The organism is Enterocloster aldenensis (assembly GCF_003434055.1).
Taxonomy (GTDB): Bacteria; Bacillota; Clostridia; order Lachnospirales; family Lachnospiraceae; genus Enterocloster; species Enterocloster aldenensis.
This window is the reverse complement of the sequence record NZ_QVEX01000025.1, coordinates 20,254-39,011: the sequence shown is the minus strand read 5'-3', so window position 1 is coordinate 39,011 and position 18,758 is coordinate 20,254. Positions and strand designations below refer to the sequence as shown.

Annotated in this window: 19 protein-coding genes; all 19 read right to left on the bottom strand. The window is 51.4% G+C overall.

Going from position 1 to position 18,758, the window contains the following annotated elements; all coding sequences use genetic code 11:
• Positions 1 to 70 precede the first annotated feature (70 nt).
• Positions 71 to 805 carry a hypothetical protein gene (locus DWX59_RS26620; RefSeq protein WP_117563177.1) on the bottom strand — a complete coding sequence of 245 codons (735 nt, stop codon included), beginning with the start codon at positions 803 to 805 and terminating at the stop codon, positions 71 to 73.
• Between the two features lie 18 nt (positions 806 to 823).
• Positions 824 to 1,534: a DUF5058 family protein gene (locus tag DWX59_RS26615; protein ID WP_117563176.1), complete on the bottom strand. Its 711-nt coding sequence runs from the start codon at positions 1,532 to 1,534 to the stop codon at positions 824 to 826.
• Between the two features lie 25 nt (positions 1,535 to 1,559).
• Positions 1,560 to 2,843 carry an L-serine ammonia-lyase, iron-sulfur-dependent, subunit alpha gene (locus tag DWX59_RS26610; RefSeq protein ID WP_117563175.1) on the bottom strand — a complete coding sequence of 428 codons (1,284 nt, stop codon included), beginning with the start codon at positions 2,841 to 2,843 and terminating at the stop codon, positions 1,560 to 1,562.
• Between the two features lie 97 nt (positions 2,844 to 2,940).
• A complete protein-coding gene (locus tag DWX59_RS26605) occupies positions 2,941 to 3,621 on the bottom strand; it encodes a FadR/GntR family transcriptional regulator (RefSeq protein WP_117563174.1) in 681 nt (226 codons plus the stop codon).
• A 450-nt stretch (positions 3,622 to 4,071) separates the two neighbouring features.
• The gene (locus DWX59_RS26600) at positions 4,072 to 6,192 is read right to left on the bottom strand and encodes a glycoside hydrolase family 13 protein (RefSeq protein WP_117563173.1); all 2,121 of its coding nucleotides are present in this window, start codon (positions 6,190 to 6,192) and stop codon (positions 4,072 to 4,074) included.
• A 478-nt stretch (positions 6,193 to 6,670) separates the two neighbouring features.
• Positions 6,671 to 8,485, bottom strand: a complete 1,815-nt coding sequence (gene ftsH / locus DWX59_RS26595; RefSeq protein WP_117563172.1) for an ATP-dependent zinc metalloprotease FtsH — start codon at positions 8,483 to 8,485, stop codon at positions 6,671 to 6,673.
• 25 nt (positions 8,486 to 8,510) lie between these two features.
• Positions 8,511 to 9,044: a hypoxanthine phosphoribosyltransferase gene (gene hpt / locus DWX59_RS26590; protein ID WP_117563193.1), complete on the bottom strand. Its 534-nt coding sequence runs from the start codon at positions 9,042 to 9,044 to the stop codon at positions 8,511 to 8,513.
• A 20-nt stretch (positions 9,045 to 9,064) separates the two neighbouring features.
• Positions 9,065 to 10,501, bottom strand: coding sequence for a tRNA lysidine(34) synthetase TilS (gene tilS, locus DWX59_RS26585; RefSeq protein WP_117563192.1), 1,437 nt, complete (start codon positions 10,499 to 10,501; stop codon positions 9,065 to 9,067).
• Positions 10,502 to 10,651: 150 nt separating this feature from the next.
• On the bottom strand, positions 10,652 to 12,073 hold the full coding sequence (locus DWX59_RS26580; protein WP_117563171.1) for a SpoIIE family protein phosphatase: 1,422 nt from the start codon (positions 12,071 to 12,073) through the stop codon (positions 10,652 to 10,654).
• 104 nt (positions 12,074 to 12,177) lie between these two features.
• Positions 12,178 to 12,495 carry a septum formation initiator gene (locus DWX59_RS26575; protein ID WP_117563170.1) on the bottom strand — a complete coding sequence of 106 codons (318 nt, stop codon included), beginning with the start codon at positions 12,493 to 12,495 and terminating at the stop codon, positions 12,178 to 12,180.
• Between the two features lie 4 nt (positions 12,496 to 12,499).
• The gene (gene yabQ, locus DWX59_RS26570; RefSeq protein WP_117563169.1) at positions 12,500 to 12,880 is read right to left on the bottom strand and encodes a spore cortex biosynthesis protein YabQ; all 381 of its coding nucleotides are present in this window, start codon (positions 12,878 to 12,880) and stop codon (positions 12,500 to 12,502) included.
• An 11-nt stretch (positions 12,881 to 12,891) separates the two neighbouring features.
• On the bottom strand, positions 12,892 to 13,179 hold the full coding sequence (yabP, locus tag DWX59_RS26565) for a sporulation protein YabP (protein ID WP_117563168.1): 288 nt from the start codon (positions 13,177 to 13,179) through the stop codon (positions 12,892 to 12,894).
• A gap of 71 nt (positions 13,180 to 13,250) precedes the next feature.
• The gene (locus tag DWX59_RS26560) at positions 13,251 to 13,490 is read right to left on the bottom strand and encodes an RNA-binding S4 domain-containing protein (RefSeq protein WP_117563167.1); all 240 of its coding nucleotides are present in this window, start codon (positions 13,488 to 13,490) and stop codon (positions 13,251 to 13,253) included.
• Between the two features lie 3 nt (positions 13,491 to 13,493).
• Entirely contained in the window at positions 13,494 to 13,814 is a 321-nt protein-coding gene (locus tag DWX59_RS26555) for an HU family DNA-binding protein (protein WP_264469875.1), read from the bottom strand.
• Positions 13,815 to 13,869: 55 nt separating this feature from the next.
• A complete protein-coding gene (locus DWX59_RS26550) occupies positions 13,870 to 14,250 on the bottom strand; it encodes a MazG nucleotide pyrophosphohydrolase domain-containing protein (protein ID WP_117563166.1) in 381 nt (126 codons plus the stop codon).
• A gap of 79 nt (positions 14,251 to 14,329) precedes the next feature.
• Positions 14,330 to 14,947, bottom strand: a complete 618-nt coding sequence (locus tag DWX59_RS26545) for a V-type ATP synthase subunit D (protein WP_117563165.1) — start codon at positions 14,945 to 14,947, stop codon at positions 14,330 to 14,332.
• A 25-nt stretch (positions 14,948 to 14,972) separates the two neighbouring features.
• Positions 14,973 to 16,355 (bottom strand): V-type ATP synthase subunit B, encoded by a 1,383-nt coding sequence (locus tag DWX59_RS26540; protein WP_117563164.1) that lies wholly within the window; start codon positions 16,353 to 16,355, stop codon positions 14,973 to 14,975.
• A 14-nt stretch (positions 16,356 to 16,369) separates the two neighbouring features.
• Positions 16,370 to 18,136 carry a V-type ATP synthase subunit A gene (locus DWX59_RS26535; RefSeq protein ID WP_117563163.1) on the bottom strand — a complete coding sequence of 589 codons (1,767 nt, stop codon included), beginning with the start codon at positions 18,134 to 18,136 and terminating at the stop codon, positions 16,370 to 16,372.
• 1 nt (position 18,137) lies between these two features.
• The gene (locus DWX59_RS26530) at positions 18,138 to 18,719 is read right to left on the bottom strand and encodes a V-type ATP synthase subunit E (protein WP_117563162.1); all 582 of its coding nucleotides are present in this window, start codon (positions 18,717 to 18,719) and stop codon (positions 18,138 to 18,140) included.
• Between the last annotated feature and the right edge of the window lie 39 nt (positions 18,720 to 18,758).

Here is an 18,758-nt window from a genome sequence, read left to right as displayed (position 1 = left end):
CGGGCTGAGACGCCACTCAGCCCGTTGCCAGAACATGTCTACACGCCCTAAGGTATGTTTAAAAACTCATCTACAGTCTGCCGCCGGATTTGATTTTCCCTTTTTTAAATAAATAGTAAGCCCATACCACAGCCGTACCCATGAAGAACAGGTTCAGGTACATGGAGTTCTTGCTGGCAAAGGGCAGACCGAATACCGCAAGCATGATCAGGCACAGGATGGAGGGTAACGCAGCTACCTTTGGACTGCCTAAAAATACAGTGACAAACATATATCCGAATAGCGCGGGAATGATATTCCCAAATCCTGGTGAAAGCACGGGATTGGATATCACAGGATAAATAATGGTCACGGCAACCATACCCAGGGTACACACTGCCACTGACACCAGTGACGAGATGCCCACTGCTATGGTAGCCACGATATCCCCCTCCTTGGTCCCCATATCAACTCCCATGATTTCCTGACAGCTTGTGGCGCATGGAAGCCGCTGCTGCGGCACATTGCCGAATATGAAGGACAGGTAGGTCCCGCCCGCCCCCAGCATGGGAAAAAATGTAAATGGCTGGAAAAACCCCTGCAGGCCAAACGCGGATACAACCGCAATGGTAGCTGCCAGAATCTGTCCCCAGTTCAGGCGGACCTTGTAGATAAGGGTAATGCCAATGGCCGGAAGGAACCAGGTAATCAAAGATACGAACGTACCAATCCGCCCCATCCTGTGAATTTTATGGTCATATTCATCAAAGACCCCGTCACGCTTTGTCCCCTTTACCTGCACATCCTTTGTACTCTGTTCACTCATACCACTGCGCCTCCTTCCTTATGTGAATATCCCTGCCTGGGTCAGCGCGATGCACGCCACCATGGCCAGAAGCAGGGAAAGGGTCATTGAGAATTCCTGAAGGAACGGGAACCGTTTTTTCAGCTTCACGCACAGGAACCGGACAGAACCGCCCACCAGCAATGCAACGATTGCCAGCGGTTTCTTGGTGTTCACCGCGTATGGAAGTGCTGAGAATGCGATAAATCCCGTGTACAGGGCAGATGTCGCTATGTTCATGAAAGGCTTGGAGCCCTTGGCCACCTTCAGTGTTGAATCAAATTTCTTAATCGTAAAGATACAGAGAATGGGCGCAATACACATCCCGAAGTTCATGACCAGCATGATCAGGACATATCCTGCCAGGGTAAGGGCCTTCCAGTCCCCGGCGCCCGAGGCCTGCATGCCTATATTAGCCGCAACCGCTTCGTACTGTCCCGCCCCAATGTTAATCATACGCATCCAGGGATAGAACTTTCCTATGGTGGGCGCTAAGCCCACCATCAGGATAAGCAGTGAAAGGGTAGGAACAATGGAAAATGTAACTGAGGTCGTAACACACTTTTTCAACTTTTCATTTGACATACCCAGTTCCAGCCCGCGTCTCCATGCGGTCCTGATAAATAAAACAGCCACGGTAACAATGGTCAACGCCGGAACCAGGCACAGCAGAAACATGGTCCTGCTATTGGCTACATCTAAATAATTCACTCAGACTCCCTCCTTCCCCCATTCCCTACTTTTTACTCATGGGCGCTTTTTCAAACAGCGCTTCGCACAGTGCCACATCCGTTGCAATCATGGGTCCCTGACCGATTACGCCTAAAAATCTGAGGGAATCTTCCATATCCACGCCCAGTACTCCCATATTAAAGGGCAGATGGACATTCTTCATGGCCAGTCTTGCCGCGTCCACTGCCACGCCCGTGCCCACCGCAAGCCTCATGGCACATGCCTGGCGCGCGCCGTCACAGACCACGCCAAAGGAATTGACAAATGTATTGCTGAATGCATATTGAACCTGCTCATAGGAGCCGTCCATCATCAGCACCAGACCGCAGGCCACTCCCAGTGCGGCTGATACCATACAGGAACACATGGCCGGGGACTTCCCGATATTGCTGATTGTCATGATGGACACCAGGCAGCTTAAAGCCACCGCCCGTAACAGGACCTCCTCGCCGACCTTCATGGAATCCGCCATGCTGACCAGGGGAAGGGAGGAGGCCAGTCCCACATTTCCCTTGTTACACACTGACATTGCAGTAAGCTGCACACCTGCCATACGCGTCTCGCATCCGGCCGCTGCATAAGCCTTTGCCCGCATCAGCATGTCATCCGGGTCAATCTCCAACAGGCCCCTTCCGATTCCTGCACCTGTATCTGATTGAAGGGCATGATCGGCCATCTTGGAATTATAACTCACCATATCCCTGAGGAAATATAAATCCTCGATGGGACAGTTCTTTGCAAACTCAAAACATTCCTTTACCGTGTGCCGGCGGATCAGGGCCTTGCTGTGGTCATTCAGCTTCTTGATATCATAAGGCTTATCCAACAGGACCCTGCCGTTTACTTCCTGGTAAACCACGTTGTCCACTTCCGTTGCAACAATAACCTTGCTGGTTCCATTCTCCGTCTCCAGCTCAAGTTCCACATACCGTCCGTTAATGGACAGATCCATTTCCACATCCACAATCCCGGAATCCGCCAGGCGCTCTGCAATCTCCTTTTGTTCCGGGGTCACGTTCCTCAGCACCTCCAGGCCGGCGCCGGCATCCCCACCTACCGCGCCGATACAGACTGCCATGGGAATTCCTGTCTTTGAGACTCCCGGTATCCCCACATCCGCATTGCGGCCCACTGTGTTCTTGCTTCCCCTGATATGTATATGCTTAATGTCCTTCCCCCCAAGGATTGACATGGCGGATGCCGCTGCATACACCGGACCCAGCGGTCCCGTACATCCAAGTGCTGGCTTTACCTCTTTGTGAAGAATATCATAAAAATCCTGATACATACGTCCTCTTCCTTTCTTCCTCTGTTCACATGTACAATATTCTTTAATTAAACATGCAGTAAGGCCGGCACTCACTCCATGAGATAATTCTTCTTACTTATTGTTCCTTTTCCTGATTACGGAAAATGGATAAATGCACCCTCATTGTTTCAATTGCCTTCTCCTTGTCCCTGTTCTTAAATGCCTCGATGATCTGGCTGTGGGACGAAACCGCATTATCCCGCTTCAGCGTCACATTGGACATGTAATCCAGGTTCTTGACAGTTACCAACTGCACTGCCTTAATAAGCTCCTTAATAATGGTATTGCCTGTTGCCTCTGCAAACGCACAATGCAACTGGATATCCAGTTCCCTGGATTCATCTGCCTGCAGGTCCGGATTCTGCATTTTCCATAAAATCCGTTCCATGTTCTTAATATCTTCATCCGTGGCCCTCTCCACTGCGGCTGCAATCATGCTGACCTCCAGCATCTCACGCAGTTCTATCAGGTCATTGATCTGCCCGATATCCATGGTAATCAGCAGGTCCAGAGGTGCAATCAGACAGTCTTTCACGCGGTCTGACACAAATGTCCCGTCTTTTTTCCTTACAATCAGTCCCTTGGATGACAGGGCCTTCAGGCTTTCCCGAATGGTTGACCTGCCCACGGAATACATTTCCGCCAATACCATCTCCGTGGGAAGCCGGTTCCCGGCCTTCATCTGGGTGGTAATCATGTCCTCCAGTTTCCTGCTAACCGTGTCTGACAATGTTTCCTTTTTATTTTTAGTCTCCATAAAGCATCAGCCTCCATATCACCAATTTGTTTTATTATATATTGAATATCCCCCCAGCACAATAATGCCGATTGTTGTAGTACATATATTTTTATTAGTCCTACTATACCAATATTTATTTTATATTTATCTGATGTTATTTTTTGTTGTATGACAATATAATACTATCATCACACATCCTTGTTGTAAATTGACTAACCTTACAAAAAATATTGTTTATTCTTGTATGATTTCAACAAAACACACCCTGGTCCGGAAAACCAAGGGCAGGCCTAAATTAAAATCCCATTCCCGCAAACCCCAAAAAAGCGCCTCATAGCCGCAGACCAAAAGAAAAAGCGCCCCATGACCGCATCCTAATATCTGCCGCCATCAAGCGCTCTTCCTTTCAATTCCCTATCTATCTTCCTATGAATCCCCTGCACATCCCCGGATTCCTGTTTCCTGTTCCTACTTTTCCTCTCCCACTCCGTCCGCAAACCGCGAATCCACAACCGGATAAAAATCCTCGGGCCTGGAGATAAACACCGCCGCGCTGTAGGACGGCATGTTAACCTTCAGGATGCCTTCCTTTACACGGTACATCATGATCCCGGCATTATACCCATCCTCCGTGGACAGGATAGGACGCCCAAGGATCATATCATCCGTTATGCCCAGCTGCCACACCGGAATCTCCATGGTCTGCGCCTCAGGGCTGTTGCACACAACGGTCACTGCCTGATAATCCTCATACATGCGTCCATAGGCAATTTTCTGATATCCTGCCGCCAGCGGCTTCACACTTCCCTTGCGGAAGGCCGGAACCCGTTTATGGATACCGGTCATATAACGGTGGAACTCAATCAGTTCCAGATCCTCGCTGCCCCAGGGATAGGTCCTTCTGCTGTCCGGATCCGTCCAGCCGCACACGCCCGCCTCATCTCCATAATACAAAGTAGGGGCTCCCGGCCATGTCATCTGAATCACCACTGCCTCCCGGAGCACGCACAGCTTTATGTTCTCTCCTGCCCTGTCAGGCCCCATGGTACCGGTCCTGCCCACCATCTGGTTGGTTCTGGTAAGGAACCTTGAATGGTCGTGGTTGGAGAGCTGGTTCATGGCCGTCATCACCGTGTTGGTCTGCATACGGCTCATATGATATTTCATTGCATTAAAAAATGCTTCCCCATCACCCCACAGGCCGCCGTTATAGCTGTCACTGTGCTTTTCCATGCCGGTCAGGAACCATGTGACCGGCTCCATGAACGCATCGTAATTCATGATGGAGTCCCACTGGTCGCCTTCCAGCCAGGATGCCGGGTCACCGTAATGCTCTGCAAGAATCAGCACATCCGGATTAACCTCCTTCACGGCCTGCCTGAACCTGCGCCAGAAAGAATGGTTGTATTCCGAGGTGTGGCCCAGGTCGGCTGCCACATCCAGACGCCATCCGTCAATGGAATACGGCGGGGACACCCACTTCCTTGCAACATTCAGTATATACTCTACCAGCTTGTCGGAATTTTCATAATTCAGCTTGGGCAGGGTATCATGCCCCCACCAGCCGTCATAGGCTGCGTTGCGCGGCCATGCCTGGTCCCTCTCGTCATAAAAATGGAAAAAGCTGTGGTAAGGGCTGTCCTTGGATTCATAGGCCCCCGGCTCATAATCCCCTGATTGCTTATACACTTCTTCCGCATCCAGCCATTTATTAAAGGAACCGCAGTGGTTAAACACGCCGTCCAGTATGATCTTCATGCCGCGCCTGTGGATTTCCTGGACAAATTCAGCAAAAAAAGCATCGCTGGCTTCCAGGTTCTCCCTTCCCGCACTGCGTATCACATACTTCTTTGCTTCCTGGTTGTCAGTGGCGTCCTCATCCACCAGCCTGCCGCCGTCTTTCACAATCCGTCCAAAATGGGGGTCAATATGTTCATAATCCTGGCAGTCGTACTTATGGTTGGATGGGGATACGAAAATAGGGTTAAGGTAAATGACCTCCACGCCAAGGCTTTTGATGTAGTCCAGCTTATCCCAGACCCCTTTTAAGTCACCTCCGTAAAAATATCCCACATCCATTGCGGACGGGTTCCTTCCCCAGTCCTCAACCCGCTGGACCGGACGGCCTATATATACATACTCACAGGTCTCCACATCATTACTTTTATCGCCATTGCAAAACCGGTCCACAAAAATCTGATACATCACCGCGCCTTTGGCCCATTCCGGCGTATGGAATCCCGGAGTAATCTTAAAATCAAACCCCTGCTGGGCCTCATCCGTGGCTCCCAGCCGGTTATATAGACAGACCTCCTGTCCTGTTACAACTTTAAAGTGATAAAGCACCTGGTCGGTGCCTACTGTGATTTCATATTCATAGTAGTCGAACAATTCGTCTGAAAGGACCTTGGTCATCTCAACCTCAGCATTGTCCTCTACATAATATACATGATCTGCGTTGCCCTTACCTGTCCGCATATGGAGGATTACATCATCATCTGCGTCCGGCTCAGCCGGAAAACGGTAGTCCTCTGTCTCTGAGGAAAACAGGGCCTCCCTGTTGATTAGTCCTTTTATATTGTCTTCCACTCTTTATATCCTTTTCCTTATTTGGTCAAAAAATACTTTCCTTCCATCTATTGTATATGAATTCCCACAATTGCACAAGACGAATAATAGTAGAAAAACCTCGATAAAGGTGACATTTTTGCACACCTGCCACAAAGTGAAAAGCCTGGCGGGGTAGCCAGGCTTTTCAGGAGAAGGTATTTCGTTTCTTATGGGGTGTAGCAAAAACTATATAATGTATTGGGGGGGGTTACGTCTATTATAATATCACAGGTATGAAAAAAAGTGTGCACAAAGATGCAATTATTTCCAGTGTGTTTGTGGTGAAAATAGACAAAGGGAGGGGGTTTATTGAAAAAACATATCCCTTTTATCAAAAAACACTCAGTAATTATACTTCTGGGAGCACTTATTCCAGTACCGGTTCATGGAAAAGGTGGCAAAGAGGGCCATTAAAGCAAGGACTGACAGGATAAGCCAGCCGTTTCCCATCCGCTGTTTACTGGGCCGGGCTGAAAAGCGCCTCGAATTCTTCCTGGTTAATTTTTTCCTTTTCAATTAAAAGGCTGGCGCAGGAATGAAGGACATAATCATATTGTTTGATGATATCCCTTGCCTTCTGGTAGCACTCATCAATAATCCGCTTCACCTCAGTGTCAATGGTATCCGCCACACCGTTGCCATAGGACTTGGTGTGGGCCAGGTCACGTCCGATGAATACCTCATTCTCATCCCCGCCGTACTGGATCATGCCCACCTTATCGGACATACCGTACTGGGTCACCATGGCCCTGGCAATCTGGGTGGCCTGCTTGATATCCTGGGACGCGCCCGTGGTAATATCGTCAAATATCAGTTCCTCTGCAATCCTGCCGCCCAGGTCCACCATGATGTTCTGCATCATGCGGCCCCTGGTGTTGAACATCTCATCGTTTTCAGGAAGAGGCATGGTGTAACCGGCCGCGCCGATTCCGGTGGGGATAATGGATACCGTGTGCACAGGGCCCACATCCGGAAGCACATGGAACAGGATTGCATGGCCCGCCTCATGGTATGCCGTAATCTTCTTATCCTTTTCAGAAATCACCTTGCTCTTCTTCTCCGCGCCGATGCCCACCTTTACAAAGGCCCGGTCAATATCACTCTGCTTGATGAACCTGCGGTTCTCCCGTGCAGAAACAATGGCTGCCTCATTCATCAGGTTTTCTAAGTCGGCTCCCGTAAACCCTGCCGTGGTCTGGGCCACCCTGCGCAGGTCCACGTCCTCGCTGAGAGGTTTCTCCTTGGAATGTACCTTGAGGATTTCCTCACGTCCCTTTACATCCGGGCGGCCAACCGCCACCTTCCTGTCAAAACGTCCCGGACGCAGGATTGCAGGATCCAGTATATCCACGCGGTTGGTGGCTGCCATGACAATGATTCCCTCATTGACGCCAAAACCATCCATCTCAACCAGCAGCTGGTTCAGGGTCTGCTCCCTCTCATCGTGTCCGCCGCCCATGCCGGTGCCTCTGCGGCGTGCAACCGCGTCAATCTCGTCGATGAACACAATACAGGGCGAATTCTTCTTGGCTTCCTCAAACAGGTCGCGGACACGGGATGCGCCCACGCCTACGAACATTTCCACAAAATCAGAACCGGAGATGGAAAAGAACGGCACACCGGCCTCACCGGCCACTGCCTTGGCGAGCAGCGTCTTACCGGTTCCCGGCGGTCCCACAAGAAGCAGTCCCTTGGGGATCCTGGCCCCGACGCTGGTATACTTCTGGGGATTCTTAAGGAAATCCACCACCTCTTCCAGTTCTTCCTTTTCCTCCACAAGGCCGGCCACATTGGAAAAGTTCACCTTGCTGTCCCGGCTCATCCTGGCCCTGCTCTTACCAAAATTCATCATCCTGGCATTGGCGCCTCCGCCTCCGGCGCTGCGGTTCATCACCATGATGATGATGACCACCACCACGATGGACAGCATGAAGGGAAGGATGATGGTCACCAGATAATTCTCCTGGGGCACATCCATCACCACGTACTCCATCTGATGATCCTCCAGAAGCTTCTGGGTATCTTTTACATCTGTCACATACAGGCGTTTCACCTGTCCGTCTGTCAGGGTAATCACCACCTCACCCGTGGGGGTCTGGGGATTCTGATGGATGGCGACCTCTGCTGCCTGGCCATCATCCAATATCCTGACAAAATCCTGATTCGTAACCTTATCCGCCTGTCTTGCATACGGCAGCCGCACTGCCGTGGCGATTAAGATCAGCATCAGTAGTATGAAAATAAAACCTCTAAATGTCTGCTGCTGTCTCACCGAATTGCCTCCTTAGACCTTCTTTCTACTTATTGTCCAGCTCTACTACTCCGATGTAAGGCAGGTTACGGTACTTCTGGTCATAGTCAAGTCCATATCCCACTACAAATTCATCCGGTATTGTAAAACAGGTATAATCCACCTTTACCTGCTTCTTCACACGGCGCTCCGGCTTATCTAAAAGCGTGCACAGACGGATGCTCTTTGGCCCTCTCTGCTTCAGCACCTCAATCAGATATGCCAGGGTACGGCCGGAGTCAATGATATCCTCCACAATCAGTACATCCTTGCCGGCCAGCGGTTCATCCAGGTCCTTGAGTATCCGCACAACGCCGCTGGACTCGGTTCCTGCCCCGTAGCTGGAAACTGACATGAAATCCAGGGATACGGGAACCGTAAGCCTCTTGGCCAGTTCACATGTAAAGAATACCCCGCCCTTTAAAATACAGATCAGGTGGATCTGTCTGCCCTCATACTCCTCGCTGATTTCTGCCGCCATCTCATTAATGCGTCTGTCAACCTCTTCTTCGGTCAATAACACGCGAATCCTATCCGCCATCACCTTATCCTCCGTTTCACTCATTCTTTTCTCCTGCTGCCTGCCTCTGCCTGCAATACCTTGGTTGTATCAGGACCAATCTTGTAAAAATCGCTGATTCTGTATCCGATTATCCACATCACATGGCTTCCGTCTGTCAGAAGGGGGACCTGGTCCCGCAGCTGTCTCGGTATTTTCTCATCAATCATAAACCGTTTTAATGCCTTATGGCTTCCATCCGCCAGGATAATATAATCTCCCGGACGCCTGGTTCTTACCACGGGCGTACCCTCTATTCTATCACAGTCAAACCATTTCGTATACATATTTTTCGGAAATTGTGACCCTTTTTTATAGGGAAAAATGCTCATTCTGACCTGGGGCAGGCATGCCTCCCCGTCCTCTTCCTGCAAAATACCCCTGCCAATGGAAATTCCCCCGTATTCCCTCCGGGCCAGAAGCGAATAGGGCAGGTTTACCTCTTTTCCCACCGGCCGCCCGGCCAGGGAAAGCACCTGCTGTACATGAACCAGGCCAAGGTCTTTGGCTGATCCAGCCAGGCTTTTTAACAGCTCCATCACCACATAGGAACGGATGATTTCCGGCTCTGCCTCCAGTGCGTCACAGGGAATCAGGAAATGCGCCGGGCCGCCGCGTATGACATGCCCCTTTATCCAGCATTCCCCCTGTGCCCGCAGATATTCATCTGCCTGGGATGCCAGCCTCCCCATGCGCAGGATATTGCCGGCCGCGCCCTGGTTTACCTCCTCCTCAATCAGCGGAAGCAGACGGCACCGTATCCGGTTACGGGTATAGTGGTTGGAGGTGTTGGTGGAATCCTGTACCCAGGCGCGGCCATTTTCCTCCAGCCACCTTACGATATCCTGCCGTCCTATATCCAAAAGAGGCCGTATGATCCTGCCCCTTACATAAGGAATCCCTTTCAGCCCCCCAAGCCCGCTCCCTCGGAACAGGTTGTGGAGTATGGTTTCTGCCTGGTCGTTGCTGTGATGGGCTACTGCAATCTTCACCCTTTTATTCCGGCACGCCCCGGTCCCACTGCCAAGGCTCCCCTGCCCCCCATCGCAGTCCTGCGCCTCACCGCAGCGCCCTTCCCACCTGCAGGCCTCCTGCTCCAGCGCCTCATATCTCAGTATCCTGCCTGCCTCCTCCTCGGACATCCCATTTTCCGATGCAGACTTACGCACATCTACCTTTATGATATGACAGGTGACATCCAGTTCTTCACACAATGCCCTGACAAAATCCGCATCCCTGTCAGCCTCCTGTCCCCTGAGCCCATGGTGGACATGGACCGCTAAAAGCTCCAGGTCCCAGTCCTTTTTCATGCCGCATAACAACGTTAAGAGGCAGACGGAATCTGCCCCTCCTGATACTGCTGCGATTACCCGGTCCCCCGGGTCCAGCATATGATATTCTTCTATGGTCTTTCTGACCCTCTGTTCTGTCACATCCATCTGTCCCACCTGCATCCGGTTATTCTCCAGGCCGTCCCAAACCGCCCCGGATACAAGATGGACCAGGATGCCGCCAGGGCGGTTTTAGGTGTCTTATTATAATATACCTGTAAATCCCCGGCCGCGCAAGCCCTATCCTACTGCCTTTCTTTAGGAATGCCGTTTCCACAGCCCTGCTGTCAGTACCGTCATGTCATCCCTTGGCGCAGGAATGAAGGACACGGCAAAATCCAGTATCTGGTCAGCCAGTTCCTGAGGCCCCATCTCATCCACGCTCTCCAGGTACTGTTTCATCACCTGCTCCTTGTCATCCCCCGGAAGCGCGTCCAGCACCCCGTCGCTGACCATGATGATGCGGTTGCCATCCCATAGTTTCCTGGACATGAGCACGGGCTCCACCCCGTTCATGATTCCCATGGGAACCTGTCCCGCTTCCAGGATTTCCACCCCCTCGTCGTCAATGATGAAGGTAGGGACCGCTCCCAGCTTCATCACTTCCAGCACGCCTGTATGAAGGTCGATACAGCTCACATCCAGCGTGGCAGGGTGCTGCTCCGCACCGGCCAGCAAAAGGACCGTGTTGACCAGTTTAAGGGCTGCCCTTGCTGAGAATCCGGTCTCCAGGAGCTGCTCCGTCAGTTCCACCACCTGCCTGCTCTCCTTGGATGCAGTCTCCCCGCTTCCCATGCCGTCGGAAAGACTCATCACCACCTGGCTTCCCTGGCTTTCACAGAATGTATAATTATCCCCTGAATATTTCTCACCCTGGCGCGGTATCCTGGACGCGCCGTAAAGCATGCGGTAGCCGCCGTCCTCCAGCAGACGGATGGTGGCATACTGCTTGGTTATGATGCTGCGGCTGTCCTTGGCAGGACTCCACCTGGAATCATCCACCACCTGGCCCATAAGCTCAGCCGCTTCCTTGGATGTTATGCACCTGCCGTTGGTGGTCCTGGCTGTCAGGAACGCCTCTTTCTGGCCATTCCCATACTCCAGCAAAAGCAGGTTCCCCACCGCTATATGATATTTCCTGAAATGCTTCTTTATTATGTAATCAAACTCCTCACTGATATCCCTGGCCTGGTCAATCTGATGGGAAAACTCCTCCAGGATGACAGACAGTTCCCGGAACTGCGACACCACCGCGTCCCTGCTCTCTAAAAAACGGTTCTTCCAGGACAGGTTCATGGTAGCCCGTCCCAGGCTGCGGTTAAGCTGGGCCAGGTAGGCGTCCTGTTTCCTGCACCCGCTCTTAAACATCTGGGGCATGTCCTCATAATCAATGCGGCCTTTCTGCTCAAATGCCCGCAGCAGGTAATACAGGTAATAACTGTCCTCCTTTTCACTGTCAGCATACAGATTGCACTTGCTGCAGCTTTCGCACACCAGGGCAGCGCTTGCCTGCATGGCGGCCAGCCCGTCCAACCGGGTCAGCTGCCCGCTCTTTTCCACCTCATCGTCAAATGCCTTGGCCAGCTGGTTCAGCGATTCCGCCATGTCCCCCAGCCTTCTGGCCGTATAATGATTCACATCTACTTTATTTTTTATATCTCTGCTATTCCTTGAAAACACAAAAATCCCTCCTAATCCGCGTAACTTCCAGTATACGCATCACGGAGGGAAATAAATGTCTAATCATGATTGGAATATTAAAAATGTTTCGCCTGTTTTCGTCATTACTGGGTTGGCTTTAATAGTATCTCATCCGGGTTCACCAGTCCCAGCCTTTCCTTGGCCACTTCCTCGGCATACTGCTTGGTCTTGACATAAATCTTGTATTCCTGCAGCTCGCCGGTCCGCTTCTCCTCCTCTGCCACCTGCCTTGCCAGATTCTCTTCCCTTATCTGGTAATCCAGGTCGGACTGCTTAAGGTCCGCGCCCTTTATGTTAATGGCAACGGCAAGGCACATGACAACAAGGGTAATCCCCATGATAGCCATGCGGTTTGCCCATTTATCCTTTTTTATGCGTCTTGATTTACCATAGGATTTCATCTGTCTACTCACCAACTTCACTTTGTTCCTGGTTACAGATTTTTGTATGTCTGCCCCTGTTAAATATTATTTTAAGACATTTACCTATCTTTTTCAAGCACTTAAAAAAAATTCTGCTGATGAACCTGTCATATAGGATCATGCCCAAAAACACCCCGCCTACCACGTACGCCCGGAATACCCCGTCGTTCTGTTCATACAGAAGGATGAATGTAACAAGGCCCGCATACAGCCAATATATAAAATCCTCCACCCCCATCCAGAAACTGCCGTGCCGGATGACCAGACGGAATACCCTCAGGGTATCATAGGCCAGCATCAGCCATGCCCCGGTCACCAGGCTCAGGGCCATAAGCCAGACTTCGTACTGAATCCTGCCGCTCACATCCTTACCTCCTATTTAAACAGCCTGGTAAACAGGGATTCCCCGGATTTGCGCAGGGCCTCATTGGAGCTGTACACACAGCTGTCAATGGTCCCCTCTATATCCACCTCCCCCTTTTCAAGGGTAAGCCTGCTCACATGCAGTTCCTTTCCCTTAATGGTGAGAAGCCCCATATCCGTATCCAGGACAATGGTATTCTCATCAAAGGACACCACATCACAGATTCCTGTTATATTACCTGTTCCACGGTTCTGAAATATAAGTTTGTGCTGGCGTCCGCCAACGTTTCTTTCATCCATACAAAAAACCTCCCCATATATCTAACCTAAGTTAAATATATGGGGAGGTTGGCCATTCTATGCCTTTTATCTCAGATATAACGGTAAAGCTCTTTGGCTTCATCCTTTTTCACGGTTTCCTGCACGTCCAGGACCTCGACCTTAACAGCCTTGGCGCCAAACTGAATCTCAATCATATCCCCTGCCTTCACATTCAGGGAAGCCTTGGCCGGCTTATCATTCACCAGCACACGGCCTGCATCACAGGCCTCATTGGCAATGGTCCTGCGCTTAATCAGACGGGAAACCTTGAGAAACTTGTCCAGTCTCATGAATTATTTGTTAACCTCATCCTTCAGTGCCTTGCCCGCTTTGAACTTTGGTGTCTTGGAAGCAGGGATAGGCATAGCGTTACCAGTCTTAGGATTCCTACCCTCTCTAGCAGCCCTCTCAGCAACCTCGAAAGTACCAAAGCCAACCAGCTGTACTTTGCCGCCCTTTACAAGTTCTTCTGCTACTGCATCAGTGAAAGCCTTAACAGCCTTCTCTGCATCTTTCTTGGAAAGTTCTGCCTTCTCAGCAACTGCTGCGATTAATTCTGTCTTGTTCATCAATTTGTCCTCCTGAATATAGTCCCGGGAACCTCCCGGATTCATTACTTAATTAATGTCTGGTATACTTAATCATTTATAGCCTTTTTGCTTTGATTTGTCAAGGTTTTTTGGCTTTTTCCTGCATTTTTATCTGATTCCAGAGAGCGGTCCCTTCCTCCACTGAATTTATCTTAACATTTCCAAAGACGTGGGGGTGTCTTCGCACCATTTTACTGCATATACCGTCAATTACATCCTCAATGGTAAAGCATCCATGCTCACTTGCAATCTGGCTGTTAATCATGACCTGGAACAGCACATCCCCAAGCTCCTCACACAGATTCTCCATATCCCCATTGTCCACAGCCTGGAACACTTCCTCAGCCTCAGATGCCAGATGCTTCTTCAGGCTCCCAAACGTCTGCTCCCTATCCCAGGGACACCCTTCCTCCGACCGGAGCTTAGCCGTAATCCCCTTCAATTCCTCAAATGTATACACACAAACCTCCTTACCGGAATCCCACACAAAACCATCCCAAAAACCCCCTCATATTATCCCCCTCTTCCCTACATTTATCCTACTCCCCTTTATTCCTCTTAATCACCTTGAGCCTGGTAAACTCCTCCCTCTCCTTTTCCTCCAGGGCATCCGAGATGGATTTGCTCAACTCAGTATAATGGGGAATCGTGATATTCTTAAGGGCATTGGCCCTCTTCTGGGTCTTCTTAATGGAGTTGGCCAGGCGGTAGGCGGAATTCTCCACCATGGACAGCTTGATGGTCAGTTCCTTCACCTTTTCAAAATGGTATCGGGCCTCGTCCAGTGACTCCGTGGTGTTATAAAACCCATACGTCAGGGCCAGCGGCCTTACCTCGTGCTGCACCAGGGGAATCTCCGTGCCCATGATGCTCCTGGCCTTAATCTTCACCCTGTCATCCACTGGCACGGAGGCTCCGATTTCCTGGACATAGTTAATGCCCAGTTCAATGTTGGCCTTCTGAAGCGCGGCATAGGCTGCCCGGAACGTGGAATCAATTTCGGACTGGATGCCCTTTGCCTCGTCAATCATGCCCATCAGCTCCCGGATCAGGATATTCCTCTTCTTATCCATAAGCCCATAGCCCATGTTTGCCAGGTTCAGTGAGTTCTTGGCCGCAATCAGATTACCTTTTGTGGGAAATGTATTTGGATCCATTCACATCACTCCTTATGCTGCCATGTCATTCTATTGCCGGCTTATAAAACTGGTCAAGTATCTTAGTGTCAATACGGTCAAGCTCTTCCCTGGGCAGCATGCCAAGAAGCCTCCAGCCAATGTCCAGCGTCTCCAAAACGGTCCTGTTTTCGTGACGTTCCTGGCCCACGAAATTCTCTTCAAACTCCCTGCCGAATACAAGATACTTCTTATCCGTGGGAGACAGTTCATCCTCGCCGATAACCGATGCAAGGGCCCTGGCATCCCCCACCTTTGCATAGCAGGAGAAAAGCTGGTTGGCCACATCCTGATGGTCGGCCCTTGTATATCCCTCGCCGATACCGTCCTTCATCAGACGGGACAGGGAAGGCAGCACATTGATGGGCGGATAGATGGACTGGCCGTTCAACTGGCGGTCCAGTACGATCTGCCCCTCTGTGATGTATCCGGTCAGGTCGGGGATGGGATGGGTGATATCGTCATTGGGCATGGTGAGGATCGGAATCTGGGTAACGGACCCGGGCCGTCCTGCCACGATGCCCGCCCTCTCGTAAAGGGAAGCCAGGTCACTGTACAGATACCCCGGGAATCCCTTCCTGGAAGGAATCTCGCCCTTGGATGAGGACACCTCCCGCAGCGCCTCTGCGTAGCTGGTCATGTCGGTCAGGATGACCAGGATATGCATACCTTTTTCAAATGCAAGGTATTCCGCCAGGGTCAGGGCTATCTTGGGCGTGATCAGGCGCTCCACCACAGGGTCATTGGCCAGGTTGATGAACATGGCCACGTGTTCGGACACGCCGCTCTCCTCAAAGGTACGCCGGAAGAAATCAGCCACATCATACTTAACGCCCATGGCCCCGAACACAATCGCAAACTTCTCATCCGAATTATCCCCCAGGGATGCCTGCTGCACAATCTGGGCGGCCAGCTGGTCGTGGGGAAGTCCGTTGCCCGAGAAGATAGGCAGTTTCTGTCCCCTTATAAGGGTTGTAAGCCCGTCAATGGCAGAGATGCCCGTGCGGATATAGTTCCTGGGGTACTCACGTGTCACCGGGTTTAAAGGCTTTCCGTTGATATCCAGCTTCACATCGGATATGATGTCGCCCAACCCGTCAATGGGCTGACCGATACCGTTAAAAGTACGCCCCAGCATTTCCTCGGAAACTTCAATCTCCATGGGATGGCCGGTAAGCCTTGTATGGGTATTGCGCAGGGCCATGCCCTCGGTGCCCTCAAAGACCTGGATGATTGCCTTATCCCCGTAAATCTCAATAATACGCCCGATCTTGTGGGTGCTGCCGTTTACCGTCATCTCCACAATCTCATCAAAAGCCGCATTCTGAACGCCCTCAAGGACGACCAGCGGGCCATTGATTTCACTTAAACCTAAATATTCAATTGCCATTTGTCCGTCCTCCTTTACGCGTTCCTCTCCATTACCCTGTCATAGAACGCATCAATCTGCTGTTTATAATCATCAAACATATCCAGGCGTTCATTGGGCACATCATACTTAATGGATATGATTTTATCAAAAATATTTTCTTCCTTTAACACAGACACAGGCATGCCCATGGAAATCAGGGCCCTGCACTTCTTATTCAGGTACAGGATGATTTCCATCATCTTGAACTGCTTAATCAGGGGTACGGATGTATCTTCCTTATGGAACGCGTTCTGCTGCAGGAAGCCCAGACGGATTACCCTTGCAATCTCAAGCACCAGCTTCTGGTCATCCGGCAGTACGTCCGCCCCAATCAGCTTGACAATCTCCATCAGGCTGCTCTCCTGGGTCAGCAGGGCCATTAAACGGTTGCGGTAATCCACAAACTTCTTATCCACATTATCCATGTACCAGGACGCCAGGTCGTTGATGTACTCGGAGTAGCTGGTCAGCCAGTGGATGGCCGGGAAATGCCTGGCGTAGGCCAGGGATTTATCCAGGCCCCAGAAGCACCGCACAAAACGTTTGGTGTTCATGGTCACAGGCTCGGAGAAATCCCCGCCCTGCGGGGAAACAGCGCCGATAATGGTCACGGAGCCTTCGGTCCCGTTCAGGTTCTGCATCATGCCGGCCCTCTCATAGAACGCGGACAGGCGGGACGCAAGATATGCCGGGAAACCTTCCTCTGCCGGCATTTCCTCCAGACGGCCCGAAAGCTCACGCAGCGCCTCCGCCCATCTGGAGGTGGAATCTGCCATGATAGCCACATGATAGCCCATGTCCCTGTAATATTCTGCCAGGGTCAGGCCGGAATACAGGCTGGCCTCACGGGCAGCCACGGGCATGTTGGACGTATTGGCAATCAGCGTGGTCCTGTCCATCAACGGATTGCCTGTCTTAGGGTCAATCAGTTCCGAGAACTCCTCCAGAACCTGGGTCATCTCGTTGCCGCGCTCCCCGCAGCCGATATAGATAATCACGTCCGCGTCCGACCACTTGGCAACCTGGTGCTGGGTCATGGTCTTGCCGGTCCCGAATCCCCCGGGAATGGCTGCCGTGCCGCCCTTTGCCAGGGGGAACATGGTATCCAGGATACGCTGTCCCGTAATCAGCGGCTTTACGGCCGGAAAACGCTTGGCCGTGGGCCGTGGGATACGGATGGGCCATTTCTGGGTCATGGTAAGCGTTTTCTCCGACCCGTCCATCAGCTGCACGGTAAGCAGCGTCTCCTCAATGGTATACTGTCCGTCCGGCACAGCCTCAAGGACATAACCTTCCACATCCGGGGGCACCATCACCTTGTGGGTAATGGCCCTTGTCTCCGGCACCTCGGCGATGATGGTTCCCGGCATCAGGCGGTCGCCTTTTTTTACCACCATATGCGTATCCCACTTCCTGGATGTATCCAGGCTGTCCACGGATATGCCGCGGCTGATGTAATAACCGCTCCCCTTAGCAATCTCGCTTAAGGGACGCTCAATTCCGTCAAATATGTTGCTGAGGATTCCCGGGGCCAGGGTAACGGACACGGGCGCGCCCGTACCGGTCACGGTTTCACCGGGCCTGATGCCGCTGGTCTCCTCATACACCTGAACCGTTGTTTTACCTGAAGTAAGTCCGATGACCTCGCCCACCAGGTTCTCCGCTCCCACATAAACCATTTCATTCATCTGGAATCCCGGGTCACCCAGCAAGGAAACGACAGGACCATTAATGCCGTGTATCACACCTGTCTTAGCCACTTTACTTACCTCCTAAATCGAATTTGAACGCATGACGCGCCTCATTTAACTTGGTCTCAAATGAATTGTCAATCAGTATATGTTTACCGGGAATCACGGCCCTGGTGCCGCCGTTAAAGGAATATTCGCTGATTTTGATGGATGCGTTGTGATGCAGCGCAATCCTCTGCACTTTATCCACATCGGAAGGATCCATATATACAATCAGCTCCTCGTCTCCCGCAAACTCCTTAACCGCCTTCACCTGATGGTCCAGAAGGCGCTGGTATTCCTGGGTCTCCATGAAATTAGCCAGCTTATCCTTAAGCTCCACAAACAGCTTATCCTTAAGTTCCTCCTGCCTGCGGCTGAATTCCCTCTTAAGGTCCAGCTGCCCGATGGACAGCCGTTTATTAATCTCACGTTCCAGCTTCTCCGTCTCTGCCTCCACCTGCATGTCGGCCCGCCGTCTTGCGTCAGCGGTGTGTTCCTCATAGGCGCCCTCCAGGGCTTTCATATAGTCGTCCAGCATCCTGGCACTGCGCTCCCTGGCATCCTCCATACAGATATCCTGGAAATGCTTCAGCTTCTCCTCTGTTGTCAAGCTGCCTCACCTGCTTTCTCTATTCTTATGCGTTCAGAT

Coding starts and splice junctions, on each gene's coding strand:
- DWX59_RS26540 (WP_117563164.1), bottom strand. CDS start 16,355: ATGGCAATTGAATATTTAGGTTTAAGTGAAATCAATGGCCCGCTGGTC.
- DWX59_RS26620 (WP_117563177.1), bottom strand. CDS start 805: ATGAGTGAACAGAGTACAAAGGATGTGCAGGTAAAGGGGACAAAGCGT.
- DWX59_RS26545 (WP_117563165.1), bottom strand. CDS start 14,947: ATGGATCCAAATACATTTCCCACAAAAGGTAATCTGATTGCGGCCAAG.
- DWX59_RS26610 (WP_117563175.1), bottom strand. CDS start 2,843: ATGTATCAGGATTTTTATGATATTCTTCACAAAGAGGTAAAGCCAGCA.
- hpt (WP_117563193.1), bottom strand. CDS start 9,044: ATGGCGGATAGGATTCGCGTGTTATTGACCGAAGAAGAGGTTGACAGA.
- yabP (WP_117563168.1), bottom strand. CDS start 13,179: ATGGATGAAAGAAACGTTGGCGGACGCCAGCACAAACTTATATTTCAG.
- DWX59_RS26560 (WP_117563167.1), bottom strand. CDS start 13,490: ATGAGACTGGACAAGTTTCTCAAGGTTTCCCGTCTGATTAAGCGCAGG.
- DWX59_RS26555 (WP_264469875.1), bottom strand. CDS start 13,814: ATGAATCCGGGAGGTTCCCGGGACTATATTCAGGAGGACAAATTGATG.
- tilS (WP_117563192.1), bottom strand. CDS start 10,501: ATGGATGTGACAGAACAGAGGGTCAGAAAGACCATAGAAGAATATCAT.
- DWX59_RS26575 (WP_117563170.1), bottom strand. CDS start 12,495: ATGAAATCCTATGGTAAATCAAGACGCATAAAAAAGGATAAATGGGCA.
- DWX59_RS26605 (WP_117563174.1), bottom strand. CDS start 3,621: ATGGAGACTAAAAATAAAAAGGAAACATTGTCAGACACGGTTAGCAGG.